Annotated in this window: 19 protein-coding genes; 4 read left to right on the forward strand and 15 right to left on the reverse strand. The window is 61.1% G+C overall.

Features of this window, described 5'->3' with window-relative positions; all coding sequences use genetic code 11:
• Positions 1-72 precede the first annotated feature (72 nt).
• The 3 genes from M1E05_RS16905 to M1E05_RS16915 all read right to left on the reverse strand — a co-directional run bounded on the left by M1E05_RS16905 (position 73) and on the right by M1E05_RS16915 (position 3,871).
• A complete protein-coding gene (locus M1E05_RS16905; RefSeq protein WP_461163658.1) occupies positions 73-2,577 on the reverse strand; it encodes a Tex family protein in 2,505 nt (834 codons plus the stop codon).
• 138 nt (positions 2,578-2,715) lie between these two features.
• Positions 2,716-3,156, reverse strand: coding sequence for a CBS domain-containing protein (locus M1E05_RS16910; RefSeq protein WP_458113388.1), 441 nt, complete (start codon positions 3,154-3,156; stop codon positions 2,716-2,718).
• Between the two features lie 172 nt (positions 3,157-3,328).
• Complete coding sequence (locus tag M1E05_RS16915) at positions 3,329-3,871, reverse strand: nucleoside deaminase (RefSeq protein WP_461163659.1); 543 nt, start codon at positions 3,869-3,871, stop codon at positions 3,329-3,331.
• 192 nt (positions 3,872-4,063) lie between these two features.
• Between M1E05_RS16915 and M1E05_RS16920 the strand changes: the two genes are divergently transcribed.
• Positions 4,064-7,753 carry a TM0106 family RecB-like putative nuclease gene (locus M1E05_RS16920; protein ID WP_461163660.1) on the forward strand — a complete coding sequence of 1,230 codons (3,690 nt, stop codon included), beginning with the start codon at positions 4,064-4,066 and terminating at the stop codon, positions 7,751-7,753.
• Between the two features lie 55 nt (positions 7,754-7,808).
• Here M1E05_RS16920 and M1E05_RS16925 read toward each other — a convergent pair whose 3' ends face one another.
• From M1E05_RS16925 to M1E05_RS16935, 3 genes are all read right to left on the reverse strand, one after another.
• Positions 7,809-8,879, reverse strand: a complete 1,071-nt coding sequence (locus tag M1E05_RS16925; protein WP_461163661.1) for an alkene reductase — start codon at positions 8,877-8,879, stop codon at positions 7,809-7,811.
• 102 nt (positions 8,880-8,981) lie between these two features.
• Positions 8,982-9,593 (reverse strand): PKD domain-containing protein, encoded by a 612-nt coding sequence (locus M1E05_RS16930; protein WP_461163662.1) that lies wholly within the window; start codon positions 9,591-9,593, stop codon positions 8,982-8,984.
• Positions 9,594-9,937: 344 nt separating this feature from the next.
• Entirely contained in the window at positions 9,938-10,567 is a 630-nt protein-coding gene (locus M1E05_RS16935; protein ID WP_461163663.1) for a DUF6318 family protein, read from the reverse strand.
• 355 nt (positions 10,568-10,922) lie between these two features.
• Here M1E05_RS16935 and M1E05_RS16940 point away from each other — a divergent pair, with 355 nt between their 5' ends.
• Complete coding sequence (locus M1E05_RS16940; protein ID WP_458113382.1) at positions 10,923-11,348, forward strand: very short patch repair endonuclease; 426 nt, start codon at positions 10,923-10,925, stop codon at positions 11,346-11,348.
• Between the two features lie 31 nt (positions 11,349-11,379).
• On the opposite strand, the gene M1E05_RS16945 is transcribed toward M1E05_RS16940, so the two are convergent.
• On the reverse strand, positions 11,380-12,123 hold the full coding sequence (locus M1E05_RS16945) for a response regulator transcription factor (protein ID WP_458113381.1): 744 nt from the start codon (positions 12,121-12,123) through the stop codon (positions 11,380-11,382).
• A 100-nt stretch (positions 12,124-12,223) separates the two neighbouring features.
• On the opposite strand from M1E05_RS16945, the gene M1E05_RS16950 reads away from it, so the two are divergent.
• The gene (locus M1E05_RS16950; RefSeq protein WP_461163664.1) at positions 12,224-13,888 is read left to right on the forward strand and encodes a sensor histidine kinase; all 1,665 of its coding nucleotides are present in this window, start codon (positions 12,224-12,226) and stop codon (positions 13,886-13,888) included.
• Positions 13,889-14,036: 148 nt separating this feature from the next.
• Positions 14,037-14,327 (forward strand): hypothetical protein, encoded by a 291-nt coding sequence (locus M1E05_RS16955; protein WP_458113379.1) that lies wholly within the window; start codon positions 14,037-14,039, stop codon positions 14,325-14,327.
• A gap of 52 nt (positions 14,328-14,379) precedes the next feature.
• On the opposite strand, the gene M1E05_RS16960 is transcribed toward M1E05_RS16955, so the two are convergent.
• The 8 genes from M1E05_RS16960 to speB all read right to left on the reverse strand — a co-directional run bounded on the left by M1E05_RS16960 (position 14,380) and on the right by speB (position 25,517).
• On the reverse strand, positions 14,380-15,630 hold the full coding sequence (locus M1E05_RS16960; RefSeq protein ID WP_461165276.1) for a 5-methylcytosine restriction system specificity protein McrC: 1,251 nt from the start codon (positions 15,628-15,630) through the stop codon (positions 14,380-14,382).
• A gap of 22 nt (positions 15,631-15,652) precedes the next feature.
• Positions 15,653-17,881 (reverse strand): McrB family protein, encoded by a 2,229-nt coding sequence (locus M1E05_RS16965; protein ID WP_458113378.1) that lies wholly within the window; start codon positions 17,879-17,881, stop codon positions 15,653-15,655.
• 107 nt (positions 17,882-17,988) lie between these two features.
• Entirely contained in the window at positions 17,989-18,252 is a 264-nt protein-coding gene (locus M1E05_RS16970; protein WP_458113377.1) for a hypothetical protein, read from the reverse strand.
• A 38-nt stretch (positions 18,253-18,290) separates the two neighbouring features.
• Entirely contained in the window at positions 18,291-18,707 is a 417-nt protein-coding gene (locus M1E05_RS16975) for an acyl-CoA thioesterase (RefSeq protein ID WP_458113376.1), read from the reverse strand.
• A gap of 38 nt (positions 18,708-18,745) precedes the next feature.
• Positions 18,746-20,821: an ABC transporter ATP-binding protein gene (locus M1E05_RS16980; RefSeq protein WP_461163665.1), complete on the reverse strand. Its 2,076-nt coding sequence runs from the start codon at positions 20,819-20,821 to the stop codon at positions 18,746-18,748.
• Entirely contained in the window at positions 20,818-22,551 is a 1,734-nt protein-coding gene (locus M1E05_RS16985; RefSeq protein WP_458113375.1) for an ABC transporter ATP-binding protein, read from the reverse strand. Before M1E05_RS16985 ends, M1E05_RS16980 begins: the two co-directional genes overlap by 4 nt.
• A gap of 213 nt (positions 22,552-22,764) precedes the next feature.
• Entirely contained in the window at positions 22,765-24,444 is a 1,680-nt protein-coding gene (locus M1E05_RS16990; RefSeq protein WP_461163666.1) for a thiamine pyrophosphate-binding protein, read from the reverse strand.
• On the reverse strand, positions 24,441-25,517 hold the full coding sequence (gene speB / locus M1E05_RS16995) for an agmatinase (RefSeq protein WP_458113373.1): 1,077 nt from the start codon (positions 25,515-25,517) through the stop codon (positions 24,441-24,443). Before speB ends, M1E05_RS16990 begins: the two co-directional genes overlap by 4 nt.
• Positions 25,518-25,533: the final 16 nt, after the last annotated feature.

Consider the following 25,533-nt stretch of genomic DNA (forward strand, 5'->3'; position numbering starts at 1 on the left):
TAATTCTCGCTGGCCTCACTGCCTCGGCCCCGCGCTGAGCCGTTGGTTGGTTCGGCAGGAGCCAGCCGTGTCCTATTTCCCGAGCCCGGCCTTCCGCAAGGCTTCAGCCATCGCTGTGTTCACGGGCGCAGGTTTAGTGGATTGTGCCGGTTTGCTGGATTGGGCCGGTTTGCTGGACTGGGCCGGTTTTCCGCCCTGAGCAGGCCTGCCGGACGAGGCCGGTTTGCTGGATTGGGCCGGTTTTCCGCCCTGAGCAGGCCCGCCGGACGAGGCCGGTTTGCTGGATTGGGCGGCCTTGCTGCCGGAGGCAGGGCGAGCAGGGCCCGGTTCGTCTTCAAGCCTTAGGGTGAGTGAGATCCTTTTCCGCTCAGGATCTGCTTCCAATACCTTGACGCGGACAACCTGGCCGGACTTCACCACCTCACGGGGGTCTGACACAAAACGGTTGGCAAGCGCGGAGACGTGGACCAAGCCGTCCTGATGCACTCCCACATCAACAAAGGCGCCGAAGGCTGCCACGTTGGTGACCGTCCCCTCCAACACCATGCCGGGCCGGAGGTCCGAAATCTTCTCGATCCCATCAGCAAAGGCCGCAGCGGCGAAGGCGGGCCGCGGATCACGCGCTGGCTTCTCCAGCTCCGAGATGATGTCCTTCACCGTGGGCAACCCGAAAGCGCCCTCGACAAAGTCCTGGGCGTTGATAGTCGCCAGTGAACCCGCGGCAATGGAAGTACCGTTGCCGGCACCGGAAGCAGCCGTTTTCACACCGGCGGCGGCCATGATCTTGCGCGCCACTGGGTAGGCCTCGGGGTGAACACTTGAGGCATCAAGGGGCTCAGGTCCGCCCATGATGCGCAGGAACCCGGCACACTGTTCGAAGGCTTTGGCTCCGAGTCTCGGGACTTTCTTGAGCTCGCTGCGCTTAGCGAACGGCCCATTCTCGTTCCGGTAGGCAACGATGTTCTCGCTGAGCAGCGGACCCACTCCGGCTACCCTGCTGAGCAAGGCCGGCGAAGCCGTGTTGACGTCCACACCCACGGCATTGACGCAGTCCTCCACCACAGCATCAAGGCTGCGGTCCAGCTTGGCGGGCGTGACGTCGTGCTGGTACTGCCCGACGCCGATCGCCTTCGGCTCGATCTTCACGAGCTCGGCCAGCGGATCCTGCAACCGCCGCGCAATGGATACGGCACCGCGGAGCGAGACATCCATCCCGGGCAGTTCGGCCGCCGCGAGGGCGGATGCAGAATAAACGGAAGCCCCGGCCTCAGACACCACAAGTTTCTGCGGTTTCTTGCCTGTGCCGGCACCCACCCTTTTGATGAGTTCAGTGGCCAACTTGTCCGTTTCCCGGGATGCCGTTCCGTTGCCGATGGCGATAAGTTCGACGTTGTGCTGCCGGGCCAGGCGCTCAAGAGTTACCAATGACTCGTCCCACTTGCGCGCCGGAGCGTGGGGATAAATGGTTTCCGTGGTCACCACCTTGCCGGTCCCATCCACCACCGCAACCTTCACGCCCGTCCGGAGTCCCGGGTCCAGGCCCAGCGTGGACCGGTTGCCGGCAGGCGCAGCGAGCAGGACATCCCGGAGGTTATTGGCGAACACCCGAACGGCTTCATCTTCGGCGGCGGCGAACATGCGCGTCCGAAGGTCGGCAGTCAGCCGGGCAAGGACGCGGGACCTCCACGCCACCTGGGCGGTCTGGATGAGCCAAGAGTCCGCGGGGCGGCCACGATCAGCTACCCCGAGGAACCTGGCCACAGCGGATTCGTAACGGCCGCGCGCAGCGGCGAGGGCGGCGTCGTCGGACGGTTCTGCTTCGGCGAGATCGAGCTCCAGGACGCCGTCCTTCTCGCCCCGTAAGAGCGCCAGTACGCGGTGGGACGGCATGCCGGAGGGGGCCTGGGAGAACTCGAAGTAGTCTGCGAACTTCTGGCCTTCTGACTCCTTGCCCTTCCGGACTCGGGAAACCATCCGGCCCTGGGCCCAGAGCCGTTCCCGGAGAGTGGCAGCGAGATCGGCGTCCTGCGCGACACGTTCCACCAGAATGGAGCGCGCTCCGGCGAGCGCCGCAGCGGCATCATCAATAGAGTGCTCCCCGTTCAGATACTTACCGGCCTCGCGCTCGGGATCCAGTTCGGGCCGCTTCAGCAGGGACTCGGCCAGCGGCTCCAACCCAGCTTCCCGGGCAATCTGGGCTTTAGTGCGCCGCTTGGTCTTGAACGGCAGATAGATATCCTCGAGCCGGGACTTGGTGTCAGCCGCGACGACGGCGGCGTGGAGTTCCGGAGTCAGCTGGCCTTGGGCAGTTATTGCCTCCAAGACAGCCCGACGGCGGCCCTCCAGTTCGCGCAGGTACCGGAGGCGTTCCTCAAGCTCACGGAGCTGGGTGTCATTCAGCGTCCCGGTGGCTTCCTTGCGATACCTGGCGATGAACGGCACCGTTGATCCGCCGTCGAGCAGCTCCACAGCAGCCTTTACCTGCCAGGGCTTGACTCCGAGTTCCTGGGCGATCTGGGCATGGATCGCGGTGTCAGGCGAAGCGGAAGGAGACGGTTGTTGCTGTTGCTGGTTCACCCGAATCATTTTGCCTTACCCCGCCGACATTCTGTCAGGCCAGCCCCGGAGGGCTGTTCGATCGGGGCACTTTTGGTGCAGAAAGAAGCGCCACAGAGTTGTCTCCGTGGCGCTGGTTTGCCTATGAGTTTGTCTGACTCACGAGCTGCTGGACTGCATCCTCTTGCGTTCCGAGATGTGCTCCACCAGTTCGCCCACTTTCTCCTCAGAGTAATTGCGGGCGATGTCTCCTTGGCTAATGATGCCTACCATCTTGTGATCGGCAATAACCGGGAGACGGCGGATCTGATACCTTTCCATCATTTCGATGGCTTCGTCAATGTTGGCGTCGGCGTCGACCCAGTGGGGCTTGCCGGTGGCGAGCTCGCGGGCCATCATCTCGCCTGGATCACGGCCAGCGGCAACACATTTGAGCACGATGTCCCGGTCGGTGATCATGCCCTTCAACTTGCCGTCATCACCACAGATCGGCAACGAACCGCAGTCAAGATCCATCATCATGCGGGCGGCATCCACGAGGGACTGATTTTCAGTAATACACTGGGCGTTCGTAGTCATGAATTCACGGACTGCACTCATTGGTCCTCCTTCATCGATTGGAATATCGACGCAGGCCCCCGGCTTGCGCCGACAGATCCAGCCTACGCCGGGGCGGTCACCAAGTCGACGGGGTATAAGCGCCTCCTCTGGGGTCCTCAACGAGGTGGTTCAGCGAAGTTGCTTTGTGAGACGCGTGCCGGATCCCGGCAGCCTACTCGGCGATGTCCTCTGCCCAGAGCTCGGGGTGTTCCTGCTGGAATGCCACCATCATGTCGATGCACCGTTGATCATCCAGAACCACCACCTCGACGCCGCGGGAACGCAGGAGCTCAAACTCCCCCGGGAAGGTCCGGGCCTCGCCCACCACTACCCGCGGAATCTTGAACTGAATAATGGTTCCAGTACACATCGCACACGGTGCAAGGGTGGTGTACAGCGTGGTGTCCCGGTAACTCTTCTGCCGGCCGGCTGCGCGAAGGGCTGACATCTCCCCATGGGCAATGGGATCGCCCTTCTGGACGCGCTCGTTGTGCCCACTGGCAATCACTTCGCCTCCCCGCGCCAAGGCCGCACCGATAGGAATTCCGCCTTCTCGCAAGCTCTGTACGGCGGCATGGACCGCTGCTTCGAAGCCAGGACCATCGGCCAAGAGGGCGGCAGGGCGCACTGGTGCGCCGGGCTGGTTCAGGGGAGGCTGGTTCAGGGGAGGCTGGTTGAGGGAGGGCTGGTTGAGGGAGGGCTGCTGGTCCGTCATATGCCTCAGACCCTACCTGTCTGGACCGGGTCGCAACAGAGCTGCTGATCCCGAGGCAATAATGTCAGCCGCCTTTGATAGCTTGGCAACAGAACGTCAGCCAACGGAGTTAGCGGAATTTTGCAACCCAGCTCCAGCCGACGGCAAGGTGGCAGCAAATGTCACGACGCATCAACGAGGAGCGGGGACAGCGTGTTTCTTCTTGAACCAGAAGGTCCGGGGCGGGAACAGGACCTGGTGTTCTCCGCGAGCGACCTCGTGACAGCGGCCACGTGCGAATATCAACTGCTTCGGAAACTCGACGAAAAACTCGGACGATCCCCCAGCGCTATCTTCCCGGCCGACGCGATGTTGGAGCGAACAGCGAAGCTTGGCGACCTTCATGAACACAAAGTCCTGGACAAGTTCGTTGAAGAGTTCGGTCCTTGGGACCCGTCCCGGCAACGCGGCGTGTACGACGTCGCGCCCGCCTCTGAAATGGACCGCGCCACGCTGCTGGCCAAACATGCAGAGTCCATCGCCGCTCTGGAATCAGGCGCCGACGTCGTTTTCCAGGCTGCTTTCTTTGATGGCACCTTCCACGGGCGCTCTGACTTTCTCGTGAAACAGCCTGACGGCCGCTACGCCGTTTACGACACCAAACTCGCCCGGCACGCAAAAGTCACGGCATTGCTCCAGTTGGCTGCCTATGGTGATCAACTGCTGGGAGCAGGTCTCGAACCCGATCCCCTGGTCACGCTGATCCTCGGTGCCACAGTAGTCGCCGCGGATGGCAGCTTTGAGAATGTGCGCAGCAGCCACAAACTCGCGGACATCCTTCCGGTTTTCCGGGAGCGGCGTGAGCGCTTTCTGGAACTTGTTGGCGAACACCGGGCTGCCCCGGCCCCCGTGAGCTGGGGAGCATCTGGAGTCGTTGCCTGTGGAAGGTGCGATTACTGCCAGGAACAGGTGAAGGCGACGGACGACGTCTTGCTGGTGGCCAGAATGAACTCCAGCCAGCGCAAGAAACTTCATGAGCAGGGTATCTTCACTGTGCATCAGCTCGCCGAAGCAGATTTTCCTGACGCCAATCCCCCGCTCCTGCGACTGCAGGATCAGGCGCGGATGCAAACCGGTTTCGGTCCGGTGGACGGAAGCGTCCGTTACGTCAAGGACGGCGAAGAACACGCCCTGAGCTACCGTGTGATGCCGGAAAACAGCTTGAGGGAGCTGCCACCTCCCAACGACGGCGACATCTTCTTCGACTTTGAGGGAGACCCCCTATGGCAAGAAGATGCAACCGGCACCTGGGGGCTTGAGTATCTGTTCGGTGTGGTTGAAGCGCCTCTCAAGCCCGGCGTAGCGGGAGTGTTCCGGCCCTTCTGGGCCCACACCCGCGCCGCCGAAAAACAGGCGTTCCTGGATTTCCTTGACTATGTCCAAGACAGACGGGCCACATATCCGGACATGCACGTCTACCACTACGCCGCCTACGAAAAGACGGCGCTGCGTAAACTCTCGGTGATGCATGTCGCCGGTGAAGAGATCGTGGATCAATGGCTCCGCGACGGGCTCTTGGTGGATCTCTACCAGACCGTCCGCAACAGCATCCGCATCTCCGAGAACTCCTACAGCATCAAGAAACTTGAACCCCTGTACATGGGCAACAATCTCCGTTCCGGAGATGTCACTGACGCCGGAGCTTCTGTGGTTGCCTACGCTGACTTCTGCGAAGCACGCGACAATGGACTGGACGATCTTGCGGCTGAAATCCTCGCCGGAATTTCCGACTACAACCAGTACGACTGTGTTTCCACGCTGGAACTGAGGAACTGGCTTCTCGGCCTTGCCCGGCAACGTGGCATCGAACCTGATGTATCCTCACCGGCAGTTTTAGCTGACTCCTCGCAAGCGGATCACTCTTCAAAACGAAGAGATAAAAGTCAGGCGGTCGCGGCCGGTTCTGGCCCTAGGACCTCGGAAGTCGTCCTGCACACGTTCTTGGACGAGTGGGCAAAATCCCGGACACAGGCCGCAAAGGTTGCCGGCACCATCGAGGACAGCGGGCCCGACGCCGATAGCCATGCCGTTGCGATGGTGGCAGCGGCTGTCAGCTATCACCGCCGCGAGCGGAAGTCATTCTGGTGGGCCCATTTCGACCGGTGCGAGAACGGTCCCGAAAGCCATCATCACGACCGGAATGTCTTCCTGGTCGAGCGGGCGGAAATCTTAGACGACTGGCGCAAAGAGGGAACCAGGCTGCCCGAACGCAGAGTGAAGCTCACGGGCAACGTCAGTGCCGGGTCCGATCTGCGGGTCGGCAGCACATGGTTCCGAATGTACGATCGCCCGCTCCCGGCCGGGCTGAAAGGCACGGGGAAAGACGGCTCCGGTCGCGGCGGATGGTTCGGAACGGAAATCCTGGAGTTGGGGCATGAAGATGGCCAGGACACCGTCGTTATCCGGGACAGGCTCCACAAGAAGGTCGACCCCTATCCGGCGGTACCCATAGCCCTTACAGAAGACCAGCCTCTCGCCACCAAAAGCTTGGAGCAGGCTCTGGCATCGTTGGCTGACCAGGTCGCTGCCTCACTGTTGGACAGCAAGCCGGGCCACCCTCGTTTCCCGGAGCACCCGGGCCTGGATCTGGTTCGCAGGGTTCCGCCACGCCTTCGGAACCGTGCTGCTCTGCCGGACGTCGGACAAGGCCCGGACCGTTTCATCGATGCCATCACCGATGCTGTCCTGGACCTCGACCGCTCCTACGTGGCCGTTCAGGGCCCTCCTGGCACGGGCAAGACACACGTGGGTTCCCACGTGATCGCCCGGTTGGTTGACCGTGGCTGGAAGGTGGGGGTAGTTGCTCAGTCTCATGCCGTAATCGAGAACCTCATGCGGACTGCCGTGCAAAAAGCGGGAGTGGACCCGCGAAAAGTGGCCAAAGACGTCAAGCACAGCGAATCCCTTCCGTGGGCCAACCGATCTGCCGCCGATGTGGAGCGGCTCCTCAGTTCCCCCGATGGGGCGCTGGTAGGCGGAACTGCCTGGACCATGACCGGGGCCGCGGTCCCCGCTGGTTCGCTGGACCTGCTGGTGATAGACGAGGCCGGCCAGTTCTCGCTCGCCAATACCTTGGCAGTGGCTCAAGCCAGCCCTCGGCTTTTGCTGCTCGGCGACCCCCAGCAGCTTCCCCAGGTAAGTCAAGGAACGCATCCGGAGCCCGTTAACGAGTCCGCGCTGGGCTGGATTTCCGACGGCCATGCGACGTTGCCGCCCGAGCTGGGTTACTTCCTTGCGGACTCGTGGCGGATGACTACAGAGCTGTGCAGGGCAGTCTCAGAGCTTTCCTACGACGGACGACTGCAGTCCTCACCCGCAGCGGATCAGCGCATCCTCGACGGCGTCCCGGCCGGAATCGAGACCGTTTTTGTTCCCCACACGGGAAACACCACCTCCTCCGTAGAAGAAGCGACAGCAGTAGTCCAGCAAGTCCAGCGGCATCTCGGTCTTAAATGGCACGACGACGGCGCCGGGAGCCGTCTGCTCGGCGAACCGGACATCTTGGTGGTCGCAGCGTACAACGCGCAGGTAAACGTGGTCCGGGATGCCCTGGACCTCGCCGGGCTCAGAGCGGTACGGGTGGGAACCGTGGATAAATTCCAGGGGCAAGAAGCCGTCGTGGTGGTCGTCTCGATGGCATGTTCTGCCGTCGCTGACGCTCCCCGGGGCATCGAGTTCCTGCTATCCCGGAACCGGATCAACGTTGCAGTTTCCCGGGCCCAGTGGCGTGCCGTGGTGGTGCGATCTCCCCAGCTGACAAACTACCTTCCCTCCCATCCGGAGGGCCTGGCGCAACTTGGCGGATTCATCGGCCTGTGCCAGCGGGGAACCGAACACAGTTAGATGCACCATCACAATGCGACCGTTTACGGTACCCCGCTGCCACTGCAGCTGGATGTTAGTTCTGGTACGCGGGGTAATCGGTATAGCCCTCGGCACCATCACCGTAGAAGGTCGCGGGGTTTGCCTCGTTCACGGGAAGGCCTTCCCGCCACCGGCGGACCAGGTCAGGGTTGGCGATAGCCGTGCGACCGACCACGACGGCGTCGGCATGACCGTCCGCCACCAGTCCCATAGCCTCATCGCGGGTGGTCACCATGCCGAAGCCGGAGTTGACCAGGAACGGTCCCCCGAAGCGCTTCCTGAGGCCCTGAATCAGCTCCCCTGAAGGATCCTGGTGGAGGATGCTCAGGTAAGCGAGGTTCAGCGGCTCGATCGCATCAACCAACGCTCCATATGTGGCCAGGACATCGGATCCGTCCGTTTCCAGAACGCCCTGAATATTGTGTTCCGGCGAGATGCGGATACCCACGCGGTCGCCGCCGACTACAGCAGCCACAGCCTGGGCAACCTCGATGACGAACCGAGCCCGGTTTTCAGGAGAGCCACCGTAAACGTCATCGCGCTGGTTGGATGCCGGGCTGAGGAATTCATGGAGAAGGTAACCGTTGGCGGAGTGAAGCTCAATGCCGTCGAAGCCAGCCGAAATAGCGTTCACTGACGCTTGAACGAACTCCTGAATAACTGCAGGCAGCTCCCCTGTTCCCAGCGTGCGGGGCTTTGGGTAGGCCAGCTTGCCCAGCGGAGTGTGAATTTCGCCTTCAATCGCAATGGCGCTCGGGGCGATTACTTCATACCCGCCGTTCACAGCTTCATGGCTGACCCTGCCGGCGTGCATGATCTGGGCGAAGATTCGGCCTCCTTCGGCATGAACAGCTGAAGTGACTCTCCCCCATCCTGCCTGCTGCGCTTCAGTAACGAGTCCGGGCTGCCCCGAATATCCCTGGCCTGCATGGCTGGGGTAGATTCCCTCGCTGATGATGAGCCCCAATGAGGCCCGCTGGCGGTAATGCTCCGCCACTAAAGATCCTGGAACACCCTCTTTTCCTGCACGGACGCGGGTAAGGGGTGCCATTACAAGCCTGTTGGGCAGTTCGAGCTCGCCAAGAGTCAGCGGAGAAAACAACATGTGCAAATCCTTTGGTTGTGAAGAGTGTCCACCCACCGCAACTTGTTTGCACAAGCAACTATTCCGCGTGAGACGCAGATCACCCTCCGGCCCAATACAGGACTACGGGATGCTTGGAACGCCAGGACATCCTTGGCCCTGTGGATTCTCAATGCAGTCGTCAGCGTAGTTGCGCGTGGTCGACCTCCACACGCTGATCGTTTGGGGAGGCGAACTGAATTGACCCTCTTCCGGGATAGGCAAAGCCGGTCCATTGTTTACTGAGTAGGTGCCCTGGAAATAGGTGGTCAGGACAACCTGAAAGTCTCCGGTTTCGGTATAAACGTGGCTTGTCCGGGTCTTTTCGCCCCAACGGTCCTCGGGCAGAGGACCACCCATCAAGGTGGTGGGCCCAAGGCTACCGCCATCCCCGTAATCCCATTGGTATTGCACGGGTTTTGCGACGATCGCGACACTCTGGCCGAGCATATCGACGGTGAAAGTCTGCTCCGCCGCTTCTGCATAAAAGTTGGTCTCGGCGCCCTTCAACGTGTGCGGATTGGGCTGGATCCCCGAAGTTCCTGCCACAACAGGCAATTGCTCAAACTTGGTCTGGATCTGAGCAGCAATCTGACCTAAGACATCCGCGGGATCTTCTGTGTAAATGCATCGGTCCGGCCTGATGGACGACCAGATGGGGGGATCGAAGACTCGAAGCGATGAGAACCAACGCACTGGCCTCCCTGACTCCCCCTCGTTACATTGAGGAGCGCCGGCAAGACAGGCGACGTCGTAATTGTTCTTTCCATCATCAAGACACAGGTACTCAAATTTATAGGTATTTGGGTCGTCCGGAAGTGTGTTCGGTGAATCCACCCAAACCCCTGATCCCGGATCGAATCGCCAGACCCCGATTCCGGGTCCATTCCACGACAGATCCGAATCTCCTGCTTGAGCCTTCACCGCCGGCAGATATCCCAGCGTAGCGAAAGCCAGGAATGCAATGAGGGTTAACAGTGACAGCGCTTTCCTCCCCCAGGATTCCATCCACTATCCGCCTAATCTGTCGACATTGGTGACTAACCATTCGCCGCTGACAAACCTAGCAATGAGCAGGTCACCCAGCATGCTCGTTTCCTCGACGGTTTGACCAACGGTTGAATCCGCATTGCGAAGTGTCCCTGCACGCTGTTGGGACTGAATAGCAACTTGATACTCTCCTGAAGGCGTCTGCGTAAACTTCGTTTGTAGTGCATGGACTTCGATGCTTGCCCTTCAACCCAGCGTCCCTCGCTGTTCCACTTCTCTACGGCTGGAAAGATCTTGTCGCATATCGCGCATGAGGAGGCCGGAGCTGCCAGAGACTTGATAGGTTCCAGGTTTCCTGTCTCGTACGCATAATTCATCAGCGCGTACCAGTACTTCGCGAACGCTTCCAGGCCTTCCTTGGTCTCGGCCTTCGCCGCCTCGGGCATAACCGGCAGCGGGACGTTCTGCGCCTTGCCCTTAGCATCAGCCGGTTTGTAGACAGCAGTGGGAGTCGGCGAAGGAGTTGGGGCCGATGTTGACTGGGTAGGCGCGGGGGTCGAGGGCGTTCCGCCTCCGCCAGGGGCGCCGCCGGCACATGCTGAGAGTGCCAACGCACCGGCGGTGACCACGGCTGCCGCTAGAACACGTAGACGCATATAGACGGAATTGCGAGCAGTCATGAGCAGCTGTCCCCCGATAGGTTTCGTGACACGTGGTCCGAACAATGCTTAAAGGGTAGCTGAGGTGACATTTACTCAGCCGAAGTTATCCACAGGCACCTGAAGTAGCTTTTTACCACCATGGCGCCCAAATTAGAAGTCACATGGAGTGGGACAAGGCCGTAAAGCCTCCATGACTGGAGAATTCTCGCTGCAAAACGTCGTTTATCCAGCCCCGGCGTCCACAAATTACATTTCCTAAACGCAGCAGAACCGGAGAACAGTCTGCGAGACCACGATGCACACCGCTCTGCACCCGGCTGCATCGCACCACTGGGAGAACGCGAGGAGAGCCCGGGAAACCTAGACTGGAACCATGGCAGATCGGCTGACCCCTGAACGGCGCAGCTGGAACATGTCCAGGATCAGAGGCAAAAACACCAAGCCTGAGATGCTGGTCCGCCGGTTTCTGCACGCCAAGGGGTACCGCTACCGCCTACATGGGATCGCCTCCGGCGGAAAACTGCCCGGCAGGCCAGACCTCGTCTTTGCCAGTCGCCGCAAGGTTATCTTTATCAACGGCTGCTTCTGGCACTTTCATGAGTGCCGCGTAGGGCAACATGCACCAAAGGCCAATGCAGACTTCTGGGAAACCAAGCGAACCAAGACGAGAAAGCGCGACGCCGAACAACGCCTCCTGCTGGAGGGCTCAGGTTGGGATGTGCTCACCGTATGGGAATGCGAGCTCAAGAACCTGACCCAATTGGAACATCAACTGGATGAGTTCCTGTCAGCTGGCTAAAAGTTCCTGTCAGCCGGCGCCTAAAGCTGAATCATTCCTGGGATGGAGCAAGCCTGTAACCAATGCCCCTGACCGTTTGCAGCCACCGGGGGTTCTGCGGAGTGTCGCCGAGTTTCTTTCGCAGGTTTCCCATGTGGACCTCAACGGACCGTTCGTCGGCGTCGGAAATGTACCCCCCGACGTCGTACGGCTCGTCGCGAAGCCGGCGCACCAGCTCCGATTTTGTCCGAACGCGCCGTCCGGCTTCCAACAGCGCGTACAAGAGCGTGAATTCAGTCCGTGTCAGGTTGAGCTCCACCCCGTCCACAACGACCGTTCGTGCTTCGTAGCTCAGCTCCAGGCCATTGTGCACAATCAGCTGCTCAGAGGACGGTGCAGCCGCCGGTTCGGACGCGGGAGCATCTAAACGAGGCCGCCGCATCATCGCCGCGACACGAGCACGCAGTTCCCTTGGCCGGAATGGCTTAGTCAGATAATCGTCCGCACCGGACTCAAGACCGATGAGGGTATCGAGCTCTTCCGCCCGCGCGGTAAGCATCACAATGTAGGCGTCAGAGAACTGGCGGATCTGCCGGGCAACCTCAAAACCGTCGATATCGGGCAGGCCAAGATCCAAGGTAATAACGGCCGGGTTCAGCCTCTTGGCCGCCTCAACGCCTTCTGAACCGGTACTGGCAGCATGCACGTCGAACCCTGCCTGCGCCAGGACGACACGCACGAGTCCTCGAATGTCCTCATCGTCTTCAATGACAAGACCTACACGTGATTCGCTCATCGCAGCCCCCTCAGTCCGCTAGCCCCGTCTGCAGTATAGCTCCCGACGGATACCCTGTTGTTATGAATGCAGATAACCGCCCCATTTCGGCATTATGCGCATGAGTGTAGACAAAACATGGAATATCCCTTCGGGGCGCCTGATGTTTTTCAGGCGGCCTTTCCATAAGTACTCTCTGCGTGGCCGCGTGGGCCTCAGTCAAATGCCGTTGTCAGTGACGACGGCCCTTACTGCGGTGCTGGTTATCGCCTATTTTCCGTCGTCCCTGGCCCATCCGCTTTTCATCAGCTTTCTGGTTTCACAGGCTGTCATCCTGGTTCTTTGTTACGCCGTGCCTTGGGAGCGGCTCCCGTACCCCAGTTTCCTCATCGTTCCGTTACTGGATTTCGTTTCCATTGGGCTGGGCCGGGAGGGCGGCCAGGAAGGACTCGCCGGCATCAGTCTGATGGCCGTTCTCCCTGTGATCTGGTTGTGCGCCTCGGGCCTGTATCCCCGTGCGGCCATCGCCGCCTCTTTTTTTGCTCCCCTGGCCATCATCTGGGTTCCGCTGGTTGTCCACGGGCACTTCAATGGGCAGGACTTTGCCCGCTCCCTGCTGCTGCCTGTTGTCACCTTAGGGATCGGCATTTCCGTTAGTGTCCTTACGCTCAGCATGATGCGGCAGCAACGGGATCTTGAGGCGAAAGACGAACTGCTGAGCACCGCCCTGGCCGCGAGCACCCGGCAGGAAGACATCCTCAACACCGTGCTGGAAACCGTCCATCTGGGCGTCGTCGCCGTCGACGCAGACGGCCACGACATCCTGATGAACCGCAAGCAGCGCGCGCACCACAGGCTCGCCACTCCTCCCGGCATCAGCGATCCCAATGAAACGCAGCTGCTGGTCTTCGAAGCCGACCGCGTCACCCCGGTGCCGGCCGAGTCCCGCCCGGTCCGTCGCGCTGTTAAGGGAGAGACGTTCACGGACTATCTGGTCTGGTTGGGGAAGGGCGAGGACCAGCGGGCCATGACTACCAGCGCGCGGGCCATGAAGGACCGGGACGGTAACTTCGCTGGCTCTGTAGTGGTTTTTGGGGAGGTGACCGAACTCGTCAACGCGCTGGCGGCAAAGGACGATTTCGTGTCCAACGTTTCGCATGAATTCCGCACACCACTGACGTCGATTCTGGGATACGTGGAAATCCTGATGGACGAAGGCAAGCTCACGGAAGCGCAAACCTACTTCCTCAAGATCATCAGCCGCAACTCAGAGCGCTTGCTGTCCCTTGTTTCGGACCTGCTCGCCAGCCGGAGGGGACAGCTCATCGTCAGTCCGCGTCCGGCAGACATGGCCGAGCTGGTGCGGGCAAGCGTGAGTGCTGCCATCCCGCGTGCCGACAACTCCGGCGTGCGGCTCCTCGCGGAAACTCCGCCAACGATGGACGCCCACGTGGATTCGTCCCGGATATCGCAGGTATTGGACAATCTGGTCTCCAACGCCATCAAATATTCTCCTAACGGGGGCGAGGTGGTGGTCTCACTGAGGCCGGACGACCGGTATCTGGTGTGCGAGGTCAGGGACATGGGGATGGGAATGAGTGAACATGACCAAGCCCACGCCTTCACCAAGTTCTTCCGGTCCAGCACTGTGCGCAGCACCACCATCCCCGGGGTGGGCTTGGGGCTGTCCATCAGCAAGGCAATTATCGAAGCCCACGGCGGCACGATCGAGCTCGAAAGTGCCGTGGGCGAAGGAAGCACCTTCACATTCAGAGTCCCGGTGTAAAGCCCCTGTGTAAACCCGCCCGTGTAAGCCACTGGACAGCCAGTTCCCAGGCAAGCTCACAGGAGACAGAACCCACTCCTGCCGGTACCATTTATTCAAACCGGCAGGTGGTCTCGCCAAAGGTAGAACTGACCTAGGAGAGTAAGCGATGCCCCGAAAACGGATGACCAAAGCAGGAACGCCTGAGAGCGGATCCGACGCCGGTAACCCGCTAGCGACCGACAAATTCCTTGATGTTGAAACGCTTCGCCATCAGGCGTCGGACATCATCGATTCGATCCTCGGCGAGACTGAGCCGGAGGGTTCAGAAATCCGGGACAGGCTCAGGTTGTGCCTGAGCCTCAATGCCGGAAATCCAGAGCGCGCGCTACTTCAGCACCTCATGTCCCTCCGCAGCCGGAGCCAAGCAGCCCGAAAAATTGCCTCAGAAGTAGGGTGACCGCAACTGTAGGATGACCCCAACCGTCGGCGGATCTCCAAGCGGGTTGATCTCAGGCGGGCTGTGATTGCCGCACCACATCGCCCCACGATTCCCGGGCAAGGTCCGCAATGGAAGCCAGGATCTTGGGCGCGGGCAGGGACAAGTCAATGGGATACTCCACGACGTCGATATCCGTGTTCAGGATCCGGCGCAGCTTAATTTCGCCTTGGCCCGCGTACACCAGCCAGGCGGTGGGAACCTGCAGCGCTGTGCAGTAGGCCAGCATCTGGAAGTGGTCCGCTGAGACTGATGCCCCAATGTCCGACGCCGCGCGGTACTTTGCGTCGTAGACCGCCACCGGCCGGCCGCCCAGTAGGTGGACGGCGTCGGGAGTGACCGTGAGCCGGTCAGAATCCCTGACTGCCTCGTTGAGCATGGCGTCGTACCGCAGCCTGGTTTCCCCAGGGTAGGCAGCCATGGCTTGCCGAAGCGCTGTCCCCACGAAGTCGGCGAAAACCCGCGACATGTCCACCACAAAAGCGGCAGTGTGCTGGTCTCCCTCTCCGGCCTCGGCCGAAGCATTCCTGAGAATGACTTCAGACAAGCGGAGCACAGCGTGATACCGCAGGTTCATCCGGCTTGCCCGCCAGCGCGGCAGCGGAGCGCCCGACTGAAGCCGGGTGACGGCGTCGAGCTTTCCTTTGAGCTGGCGCAGCCTGCTCAACACGTCCGGACGCACCCCGGGGACTTTGGACATGCGGTCAAGGGCAGCCCGGAGGATTCGGTTTTCCGGGATGTCCTCAGTGAACTCGTCATAGGAAACTTCAAGCGGTACCAACATGCCCGGGCGGCGGGAGATCTGGTCCGAAATCCGGATCCGTCCCTTCACTGTACGCAGGGATTCATCGACGTTCAGATAACCCTGTAACAGGCCGCGGGTCAGTGCGCGCTCCGCCAATTGGGCGAGGGATTCGGCCAGAGCGCTCCAGAGCTCGGAGTCCTCCACTGCGTTTACAGCGTCGTCGCGGAAGCCCTGATTGCCTGCGTAGCTCAGCAGGAAAAGGAGCCGGCTCAAACCCAGCCGGTCTTTGGGCCTTACGTCCAACTGAACGGTCCCGGTCCGGACCGACCCCACCATTCCCACCGGTTCGATCCGATATAGGCCGAGGCCCATCGGCGACGCCTTGGCCAAGCCGCTGGCGTTGATGAACGCAGCGCTGGCGGGGTCGAGCTTGTCCACGACGCCGCCGGACAGCTCATCCAGGACTATGTGCTGCCGCTTTTGGATTCCCCTCCCGGCCGACTGACTCTGCTTGGCCAGCTTGGCAGTCTCCAAGATGCGCTCACCGGTCTGCAAGGCGCTCCAGCAGCTGGTCCAGCCCGAACCGCTCTTCCAGTTGAGCCCGGTTCAGCTGGCCGTGATAGTGCTCCTCCAGGAGCGGCATCAGCTCGTACTTCCAGATCCGGCGAAGCCCTGAGGGCGTCTGGGCCGCCTTCTTCATAAAGTACGACGGCCCGATCATCAGGTCACGGTCCCACTCATCGATGGCCTCGTTGAGCGCGTCCAGGAGCAGGGCCGGTGTGGTATCCAGCTTGCGGGATTGCAGGAAACGCAGCAGCGTGCCCTTCACCGGCTCAGTTGTCGGGTGCAGCTCAATGAAGGAGAAGCGACGGCGGATGGCGGCGTCCATCATCGCGATCGAGCGGTCGGCGGTGTTCATGGTGCCGATGATGTAGAGGTTGTCCGGCAAAGTGAACGGCTCGTTGGGGCTGTATTGCAGGTAGATGCGGTCGTCACGGTACTCCAGGAGGAAGTACAGCTCGCCGAAAACCTTGGCCAGGTTGGCCCGGTTCATTTCGTCGATGATCAGGAAGTACGGCTTGGTCTCATTGCCCGGCTTGGCTGCCTCCTCGGCCAGCCGCCGCAAGGGCCCGGCCACCAGCTTGAAGGACACCTGCCCCTCGTCGGTTTTGTCCGGGCGGAAACCCTCAAAGAAGTCCTCGTAGGCGTAGGAAGGGTGGAACTGGACAAGCTTCACACGCTCGTCGGTGGTGTCCCCGGCCAGTTCCGCGGCGAGGTGCTTGGCCAGGTAGGTCTTACCCGTCCCCGGCGGGCCGTAAAGGACCAGCTGCCGGTTTTCCTCGAGAAGTTCAGCGATCTCCTGCAGCGGTTCCAGGTCCATGTGTAGCGACGCGGCGAATTCCGGCGTCAGCGGACGGAACCCCTCCGGAACGGGATCGACGACGGGGGCCTGTGCGGCGTCGTCGTCCTCGGCTTCCGCCTCGGCCGGCAACAGCGCCTGCAGGGCCTGGATCACCCGGGTCACGTCCACGATGATGCCGGAGGCGGCGAGTTGCCGCTGGACATGGCGGGGAAGGTTGGTCATGATGTGCGTTTCGTCGAACCAGCGCACCTTCCGGTGCATCCGCCGGTTGTCGTCGTTCTGCTCCGGTTCGCCTAGCACCACGCCTATTCGGACACTGCCGGAACTCTGGTAGAGGGCAAGGTCGCCGGGCTTCATGACGCTCAGGAAACCAAAGACCGCAGTCTTGGTGTCTTCGCGTTCCACGTAGCCAAGGTGCTTGTAGTCCTCATCCACCGCATGCTGGACCAGCCCAGCTGTAACGCCGGGGTCAAGCAGGCGGAGGTGTTCGACGTCGAGAGTAACTTTCTCATCGCCCTGCCAGGAGGTGAGGAGCTCGCTGTTGTCGTGGTGCGTTCGCAGGAGCCAGGCGCGGCGCCCAGGGTCCCCGACTTTTCGCCACTGGCTCACAAGCTGCCGGGAGTACCAGTCGATGCGCTGCCCGGCCTGATCGTCCAGGTGCAGGCGGATCCTGTGAATGTCAGCGGTGATTTCCTCATCGCTGTCACCTTTGGCCCCGCCTACCAAGGACGCGAAAGCGTCCCTGATTTCCTGGCGCTCAACATCAGCTACAACGGGCTCGAAGTAGCTGGGCCAGGCGAGGTACTCAATGCTTCTACGGATAGCCGGCTGATCCTCAGGCGTTCCGACCGCAAGCTGGTGGAAGGACAGGGGGTCCTGCAGCGCTCCGGCGATAACAGCTGTTGGCTGCTGGTCCACGTGCTGCACAAAGCGGCAGAGCCACTTCAGGTGGTCCCAGATTGTCCAGTTGAATTCGGCGGTGCGGTCCCGGATGACGCCATGGTCCGTCATGCCCTGGTACAGCTCGTTGGGCAACTCCAGCGGGGGTTCCAGCCAGGAAGCTGCTTCGGCCACCCGTGCGCGCTTGACCTTGAGCGACTTGACCTCGTGTGCCAGCGGCAGGGACTGGAGGAACAGCAATTCCACGGCCAACTGCTTGGCGTTGCGGGAAGCGTCCTGCAGGTTCTCCCGAAGGTTGGTCATCATCGGTGCTTTGGAGTCCGAAACCCCGCGCTCCAGGCGTTCCAGGAGCTCTGAGGCAGCGTCAGCGGTCCAGGTCAGCGTGAGGCCGTCCAAGGCCGAAGGTCTCCCCTGCAGACCCGCCCCAAGTACGAACCAGGCAGCATCTTCGATCTCCTTGGAGATACCGAGGGCACGGGGCATGGAAGTCTTTAGGGCAGGGGTCATCCGACAAATTTACAGCCTTAAGCTGGGTGTCAGCACCATAAAAGTTATATTTCAGAAGCCGCAGCGGCGAGTCGTAGCCGACACGGCTTCACTTGCTTGCCGGCTGGTTACTTTACTGTTGGTAACTTCTTCCGGCCGAAGGCAAAATAGCTTCCCGGACCGATGAAATTGATTAACGTGGCAAGCCTCCACATCGTCTTGCTGCCCCTGATCTGTTCAGCTGGACGCCGGGAGATGTCACGCTGCGCGGCAAGGAGCAGGGTGAGCTGGATGGCTCCCACCACCACCGTCCCAAAGCGCGCCTGGGGCGGCATGTCCTTCCACTTCATCCGGTTGAAGGATTTCTTGTCAGCCCGTCTCTTGCTTGCCATGCTCGGCTCCTCTTCCGGTTCTGATTCCTACGTTGAAGCTAATGGACGAAGGGAGCAAGCCTCTGCTTTTGATCGGGGGTCAGCCTCAACACCCGTCCACTCGCCTCATCCACAAAGGCCAGGTGGGTGGTGGCCTTGACACAATCCTCGCGAGTGACGGGATCTTGCACAAGGTAGTGGATATCGAAACTGGCGCCTTTGACTGCACCGATCCAGATTTGCACCACCGCGGGCACATTCCGGTATTCGAGGGTACGCATGTAGCGGATCCGATGCTCCACCACCAAGGCCAGGGTTCCCTCCTCAACGTCGTTGAAGAGGGCAACCTGGGGTTCGATTCCGGGCAGGCCTGCTCCACGGGGCGGGCCGAAGGCGGCAATCCGTGCCTCCTCCAGCATGCGCACCACTTGCACGTTGTTGATGTGGCCGTAGGCATCCATGTCCCCCCATCGCATGGGTACGAGTACCTCGAGGCGACGGGCTTCCGGGGCGGTCAGCTGCGCACCCCTGCTGACTCGGCGGTGAAGGCCGATTCTTCGGCATCCTCACCGGCGAACTGAGACATGTACAGGCGGTAGTAAGCGCCCTTGAGCTCCAGCAGCGCCTGGTGGTTGCCTTGCTCCACAATCCTGCCGGCTTCCATCACGAGGATGGTGTCGGCGTCGCGGATGGTGGACAGGCGATGCGCGATAACAAAGCTCGTACGGTCAGTCCTGAGGGCTGCCATCGCCTTTTGCACCAAGACCTCGGTACGGGTATCCACCGAGCTGGTTGCCTCGTCCAGGATGAGCAGCGACGGATTGGCGACAAAGGCTCTTGCGATGGTGATGAGCTGCTTCTCACCGGCGCTGACGTTGTTGCCCTCCTCGTCAATGACGGTGTCATATCCCTCGGGCAATGCCCTGACGAACCGGTCTACGAAGGTTGCCTTGGCTGCTTCCATCACCTGGTCATCTGTGGCGTCCAGGTTCCCGTACTTGATGTTGTCGTAGATGCTTCCCCCGAACAGCCAGGCGTCCTGGAGAACCATGCCCACCTTGCACCTCAGTTCGGACCGGCTCAAATGCGTGATGTCCACGCCGTCCAGGGAAATACTGCCGCTGTTCAGTTCGTAGAAGCGCATCACAAGGTTCACGAGGGTTGTCTTGCCCGCACCGGTGGGTCCCACGATCGCCACTGTGTGGCCCGGCTCGGCGTTGAAGGAAAGGTCCTCGATGAGGGGCTTGTCCGGTGTGTAGCTGAAGGTGACGTTGCGGAACTCAACGTGGCCGTCAGTCTTGGCCGGCAGGTGCTCCGTGGCTGTCTCGGCGTCCTGTTCGTCGGCGTCGAGCAGTTCAAAGACCCGCTCGACGGAGGCGACGCCGGACTGCAGCATGTTGGCCATACCCGCCATCTGCCCCAGGGGCTGCGTGAACTCACGCGAGTATTGGATGAATGCCGTGGCGTCGCCCAGACTCATCCCGCCGGAAGCCACCCGCAGGCCGCCGACAACGGCGATGCCGACATAGCTCAGGTAGGAGACGAACTGCATCACGGGAAAGATGATTCCGGAGACGAACTGGGCTCCGAAGCTTGCCTTGTAAAGAGCCTCGTTCCGCTCATCGAAGCGGTCCAGCATGTCGGCGTCACGCCCGAAGACCCGCACGAGGTCGTGACCGGAGAAAGACTCCTCGATCTGACCATTGAGCTGGCCGGTGTTCTTCCACTGGGCAGCGAAGAGCTTCTGACTGCGGCTGCCGATGATTCCCGCGGCGACGCCTGACAGCGGCAAGGCCAGCAGGGCAATCAGGGCGAGCTGCCACGACACAATGAACATCATGATCACGATGCCGATAACGGTCAGGAGTGAGCTGATCAGCTGGGCAAACGCCTGCTGGAGTGCCTGCTGGATGTTGTCGACGTCGTTGGTCACCCTTGAAAGGAGGTCGCCGCGCTGCCGGGTATCGAAATAGTTCAGCGGAAGCTTGTTCAGTTTCTTCTCGGTATCGTCTCGGAGCTTCCGGACGACGCGCATGACCAGGACGTTCAGGACATACCCCTGCAGCCAGAGGAACACGTTGGCCACAAAGTACATCATCAGGACGACGCTGATCAGAAAGGCGAGTTTCTGGAAATCGATGCCCACTCCGGGTACGAGTTCCATCCTGCTGACCATGTCGGCGAAGTTATCCTGGCCCTGGCTCCGCAATCCTTCGACGAACTGGTCCTTACTGACGCCGGCAGGAAGTTGTTTTCCCACCACACCGCTGAAGATCACGTCCATTGCCTGGCCGAGGATCTTCGGAGCGACCACATTCAGGACCACAGCTACAGTCACCATGGCCAAGACCAGGTAAATACCCGCGGCCTCGGGCTTCAACAGGCCCATCAGCCTCTTGGCGGAGGGCCAGAAGTGTTCAGGCTTCTTAGCCGGAACGGATCCGAACATGCCGCCGTCGGCCTCGCCTGGTACAAACTCTTCCTCGACGAAGTCATCGTCGTCTTCCAACGCATCCGTTACTGGTGCGTCCGCTGACTGGACGAGATCTTCCTCGCCGGGGCGGGTGGACATCTTCTCGTTGGTGCTCATGCCACTTCCTCCGCGCTCAGCTGGGACTCAACAATTTCCTGGTAGGTGGCGGAGTTCTCGAGCAGTTCATCGTGGGTGCCACGGTCCACGATGCGGCCCCTGTCCAGCACCAGAATCTCGTCGGCGTCGGCGATGGTGGACACGCGCTGGCCAACGATGATGACGGTGGCATCGGCCGTTTTCGCTTTCAGGGCCCGGCGCAGACGTGCGTCCGTTGCGACGTCAAGCGCCGAGAACGAATCGTCAAAAAGGAAGACCTTGGGTTCCGTCACCAGTGCCCTGGCAATGCACAACCTTTGCCGCTGGCCGCCGGAGACGTTGGTGCCGCCTTGGGCGATCCTGGCGGCAAGACCATTCTTCTTGTCCCTCACGAAATCCGCCGCCTGCGCTACCGTCAGGGCGTCCCATAGTTCCTCATCGGTGGCCTCGGTCTTGCCGAAACGCAGGTTGTGTTCGATGGTGCCGGAGAACAGGTAGGGACGTTGTGGCACCATGGCCACCCTGTCGGTGATTTCGGAGCGGTGCAGGTTGGTGACAGGTACGCCGTCGAGCAGTACTTCACCGGACGCGACGTCGTAAAGCCTGGGGAGCAAGGACAACAGACTGGTCTTACCCGCACCGGTTGAACCGATGATGGCCAGGGTTCTCCCTGGCTCAGCCGTGAAGCTGATGTTGCTGAGGACAGGCTCCTCGGCCCCCGGGTAGGCGAAGGAAACGTCGCGGAATTCGACGCGGCCGGATTTGTGGGTTGGCGCCACCGGGCTAAGGGGCTCATGGATGGACGGCTCGACGTCGAGCACCTCGCCGATGCGGTCAGCGCAGACTGAAGCGCGCGGAATCATCATGGCCATGAAGGTGCCCATCATCACGGCAATCAGGATCTGAAGGAGATATTGAAGGAAGGCTGTCAGTGCGCCTACCTGCATTTCGCCTGCCTCCACCCGCTGGCCGCCGAACCAGAGGACAGCGGCGGTGGAAATATGCAGGATCATGCCGATGGCCGGGAACATAAGGACAAAGAGGGCACCGATCTTCAAGGAAACGTCGGTGAGTTCCTTGTTGGCTTCACCAAAGCGCTCTGCCTCATGCGGTTCCCGGACGAAGGCGCGGACCACTCGGATGCCGATGATCTGCTCGCGGAGGACTCCATTGATGCGGTCTATCTTCGTCTGCATCGAGCGGAAGAGCGGCATCAGCCGAACCACGAGGTAGCCCACAACCAGAATCAAGACCGGTACTGAAACCCAGACAAGCCAGGACAAGTTGAGGTCTTCGCGGAGTGCCATGATGATGCCGCCGATGCACATGATGGGCGTGGCCACCATAAAGTTCAGACCCATCAAGACCAGCATCTGCACCTGTTGGACATCATTGGTGCCACGCGTGATCAGCGTAGGCGCACCGAAAACGTTGACGTCCTTTGCCGAGAAACTGCTGACTTTCCGGAAAACCCCACGGCGAAGGTCGCGGCCGATTGCCATGGCCGCCTTGGAGCCGTAGTACACCCCCGCTATCGCAGTAGCCACCTGTACCAACGCGACGCCCAGCATCAAAGCTCCGGTGCGCCAGATGTAGTCTGTATCGCCGCGCGCCACGCCTTCGTCAATGATTTGGGCGTTGAGGCTGGGAAGGTAGAGGGCGGCGATGGTTGATGCCAACTGCAAGGCGATGACGGCAACGATGTACGGCAAATACGGCTTGGAAAAGCGCCGTATGAGGGTGAGGAGCATGCCCACGGGTCCTTAAAAGAAGAAGAGCACAGATTGGATAAGAGAAGTAATAGCAGCCAGCGCTGACAGTATTAGCGTTCTCACTCTACGAAATCTGTTGCCTGTGCGAAACATTCTCCGGAAAAGATCATCCGAATGGAGTATTTCATCGCGCATGCGTGGTTGTGGCTTCCCCAGTCGCCACTAGGCAGTTCCTGCTGGTTCCGCTGGAGCTTACTGGTCCAGGTGAGTGGGGGCGAACATCTTGAGCAGGGTCTCAACCACGACGACGTTGGGTCCCTCTGCAGCAAAGGCTGTCTTAAGGGCGTCCCCCACTCCCTGCGGTTCAACACGGGTGGCAGGAACGCCGAAAGCTTCGGCAAGCTTCACGAAGTCAGGTCGGGCAAGCTCCGTGGCGGTTGCCTTTCCGAATGCATCGATCATGTACTCACGCAAGATGCCGTAACCGCCGTCGTCGACGATCAACCACGTAACCGGCACATTATGCTGTTTGGCGGTGGCCAGCTCAGAGATGGAATACATGGCTGAACCATCGCCCGAGACTGCAAGCACCCGCGCAGCGGATCCTGATCGACCCGTTGTGGCCAGACCGACGGAACCACCTATGGCGGCCGGGAATCCAAAGCCGAGGCCACCGGCGCCCTGGGCAGAGTGGAACTGCCCATCCTTGGCGTCCCAACAGCTCCAACCCCAATAAGCGGAGATGGTCATGTCCCAGAAGGTCTGCATATCCGCCGGGACGGCCTCGCGGATATCAGCCATAAAGGTGAGCTCCTTGGCCAGGTCCTGGGATTCCAGCCGCGCCCCGACTTTGGCCAGCGCCTCCCGGACCAGGTCCTCGGGGGTTGAACCGTGCCAGTCAGGTGCGACGGAGACGCCGGCACGTTGCAGGGCTTCGTCCAGCGCGCTGAGGGCCTGCCCTGCGTCGGCGCGGATCCCCAGGCCGGGGCGATTGGATTCGAGGACCCGGGGTTCGGCGTCGATCTGGATAATGCGGCCGCGCGGTTCAAACGTGAAGTAGTTCGACGTGACCTCGCCCAGTGACGAGCCGATAACAATCAGCACGTCGGCGTCTTCGAGGACGTCTGTGACGAACCTGTCCTCGATCCAGGACTGCAGGGAGAGCTCGTGGTTCCAGGGGAAAGCTCCATTTCCGCCTGGAGTGCAGATCACGGGAGCCCGAAGCTTTTCGGCCAGGGCCAGAAGGGTTTTCTCCGCCCTGCCACGCCGCGTGCCGCCGCCGGCAATGATGGCGGGACGTTTCGCCGTCGCCAGCCAATTCACTGCCTCACGGATCAGCTCCACGCGCGGCGGATTATCAGCGGCCTCGGCGAGCGCGTCCTCAACCGGGGGCACCATGATGGGATCGAGCAGGACATTCTGCGGAATCTCCAGCCAGACCGGCCCTTGCGGGGAGGAAATGGCCTCTGTCCAGGCGTCCTGAATGGCCGACGGGATCCCCGAGGCGTGCTGGATGAGCCGTTGGCTCTTGGTGACGTTGGCAGCCGACGCCTTCTGGTCGTCAAGCTGATGGAGCATGCCTTTCCGGCGTGCCCCAAGTCCTTCGAGAGGAATCTGGCTTGCAACCACCACCATGGGAACCCCGGTCGCATAGGCTTCCTGCAGCCCCGCCAGTGACATGAGGGCCCCGGGGCCGGTGGACAGGAAGAGAACGCCTACTTCTCCGGTTGCCCGCGAATAGCCGTCAGCTGCAAATGCAGAATTGTTCTCAACCCGCGAGGAGACGAAATGCAGGTTTCCCCGGCCCATGGCATCAAAGAGCCCCAGGGCGTGCTGGCCTGGAATGCCGAAAACGGTTTTGGCACCGAGCGCCTCGAGGGTTTCGACGACGAGATCCCCGCCGTTGCGGACTGGCGCCTCCGTACCGGTCACTGCGCATACTCCTCGGTGGAGGACGGCGCGAAGCCGGCAGGCCGGTGCGATTCCTGGCCGAGGGCCTGCTGAGCGTATCCGTTGGCGGCTCCGAAGCGGTCCCCTTCGACGGCATTATCTGCCATCAGCGTCACCATTTCGTAGGCCACGTGACTGGCGGCGACTCCTGTGATCTCGGCATGGTCGTAGGCCGGAGCGACTTCGACGATGTCGGCTCCTACGAGGTTCATTCCACGGAACCCGCGAAGAATTTCCAGCAGTTCCCGGCTTGAGATGCCGCCCGCTTCCGGGGTGCCCGTGCCTGGTGCAAAGGCAGGATCCAGGACGTCGATGTCCACCGAGATATATAAGGGGCGGTTGCCGATCCGGTCCCGGACTTTGGCCACTGTCTCCAGAACGCCTTGGTAGTAGACGTCCGCAGAAGTGACGATGCCGAACCCAAAGCGGTGGTCGTCGTCGAGGTCTTTCTTGCCGTACAGCGGACCACGGGTACCAATGTGGCTTATGGCTTCGGTGTCAAGGATGCCCTCCTCCACTGCTCTGCGGAAGGGCGTCCCGTGCGTGTATTCGGCGCCAAAGTACGTGTCCCAGGTGTCCAGGTGGGCGTCAAAGTGGAGCATGGCGAGGGGCGCGCCGGCACGTTCCGCGGCCGCCCTCAGCAGCGGAAGTGCGATGGTGTGGTCCCCGCCGAGGGTGACGAGCTTACTCCCCCGGGCTGTGAGATCGAGGGCGTTCTGCTGAATGGTCTCGATGGCCTCGTTGATGTTGAAGGGGTTCACAGCCATGTCCCCGGCGTCCGCCACCTGAATGTTCTCGAAGGGGCTCACATCCCAAGCCGGGTTGTACGGGCGAAGCAGACGGCTGGCCTCCCGCACATGGTTGGCGCCAAATCGTGCGCCGGGCCGGTAGGAAACTCCCGAGTCGAACGGCACGCCGACAACCGTGACATCGGCCGCAGCAACCTGGTCCAGCCGCGGCAGACGCGCGTAGGTGGCTGCCCCTGCATAGCGCGGAATACGGGCCGAATCGATCGGTCCGATGTTGCCATTTGCTTCAATACGGAGCTCTTCCAAAGGAATGCCTCTCCTT

This window comes from Arthrobacter sp. R4-81 (assembly GCF_054792365.1).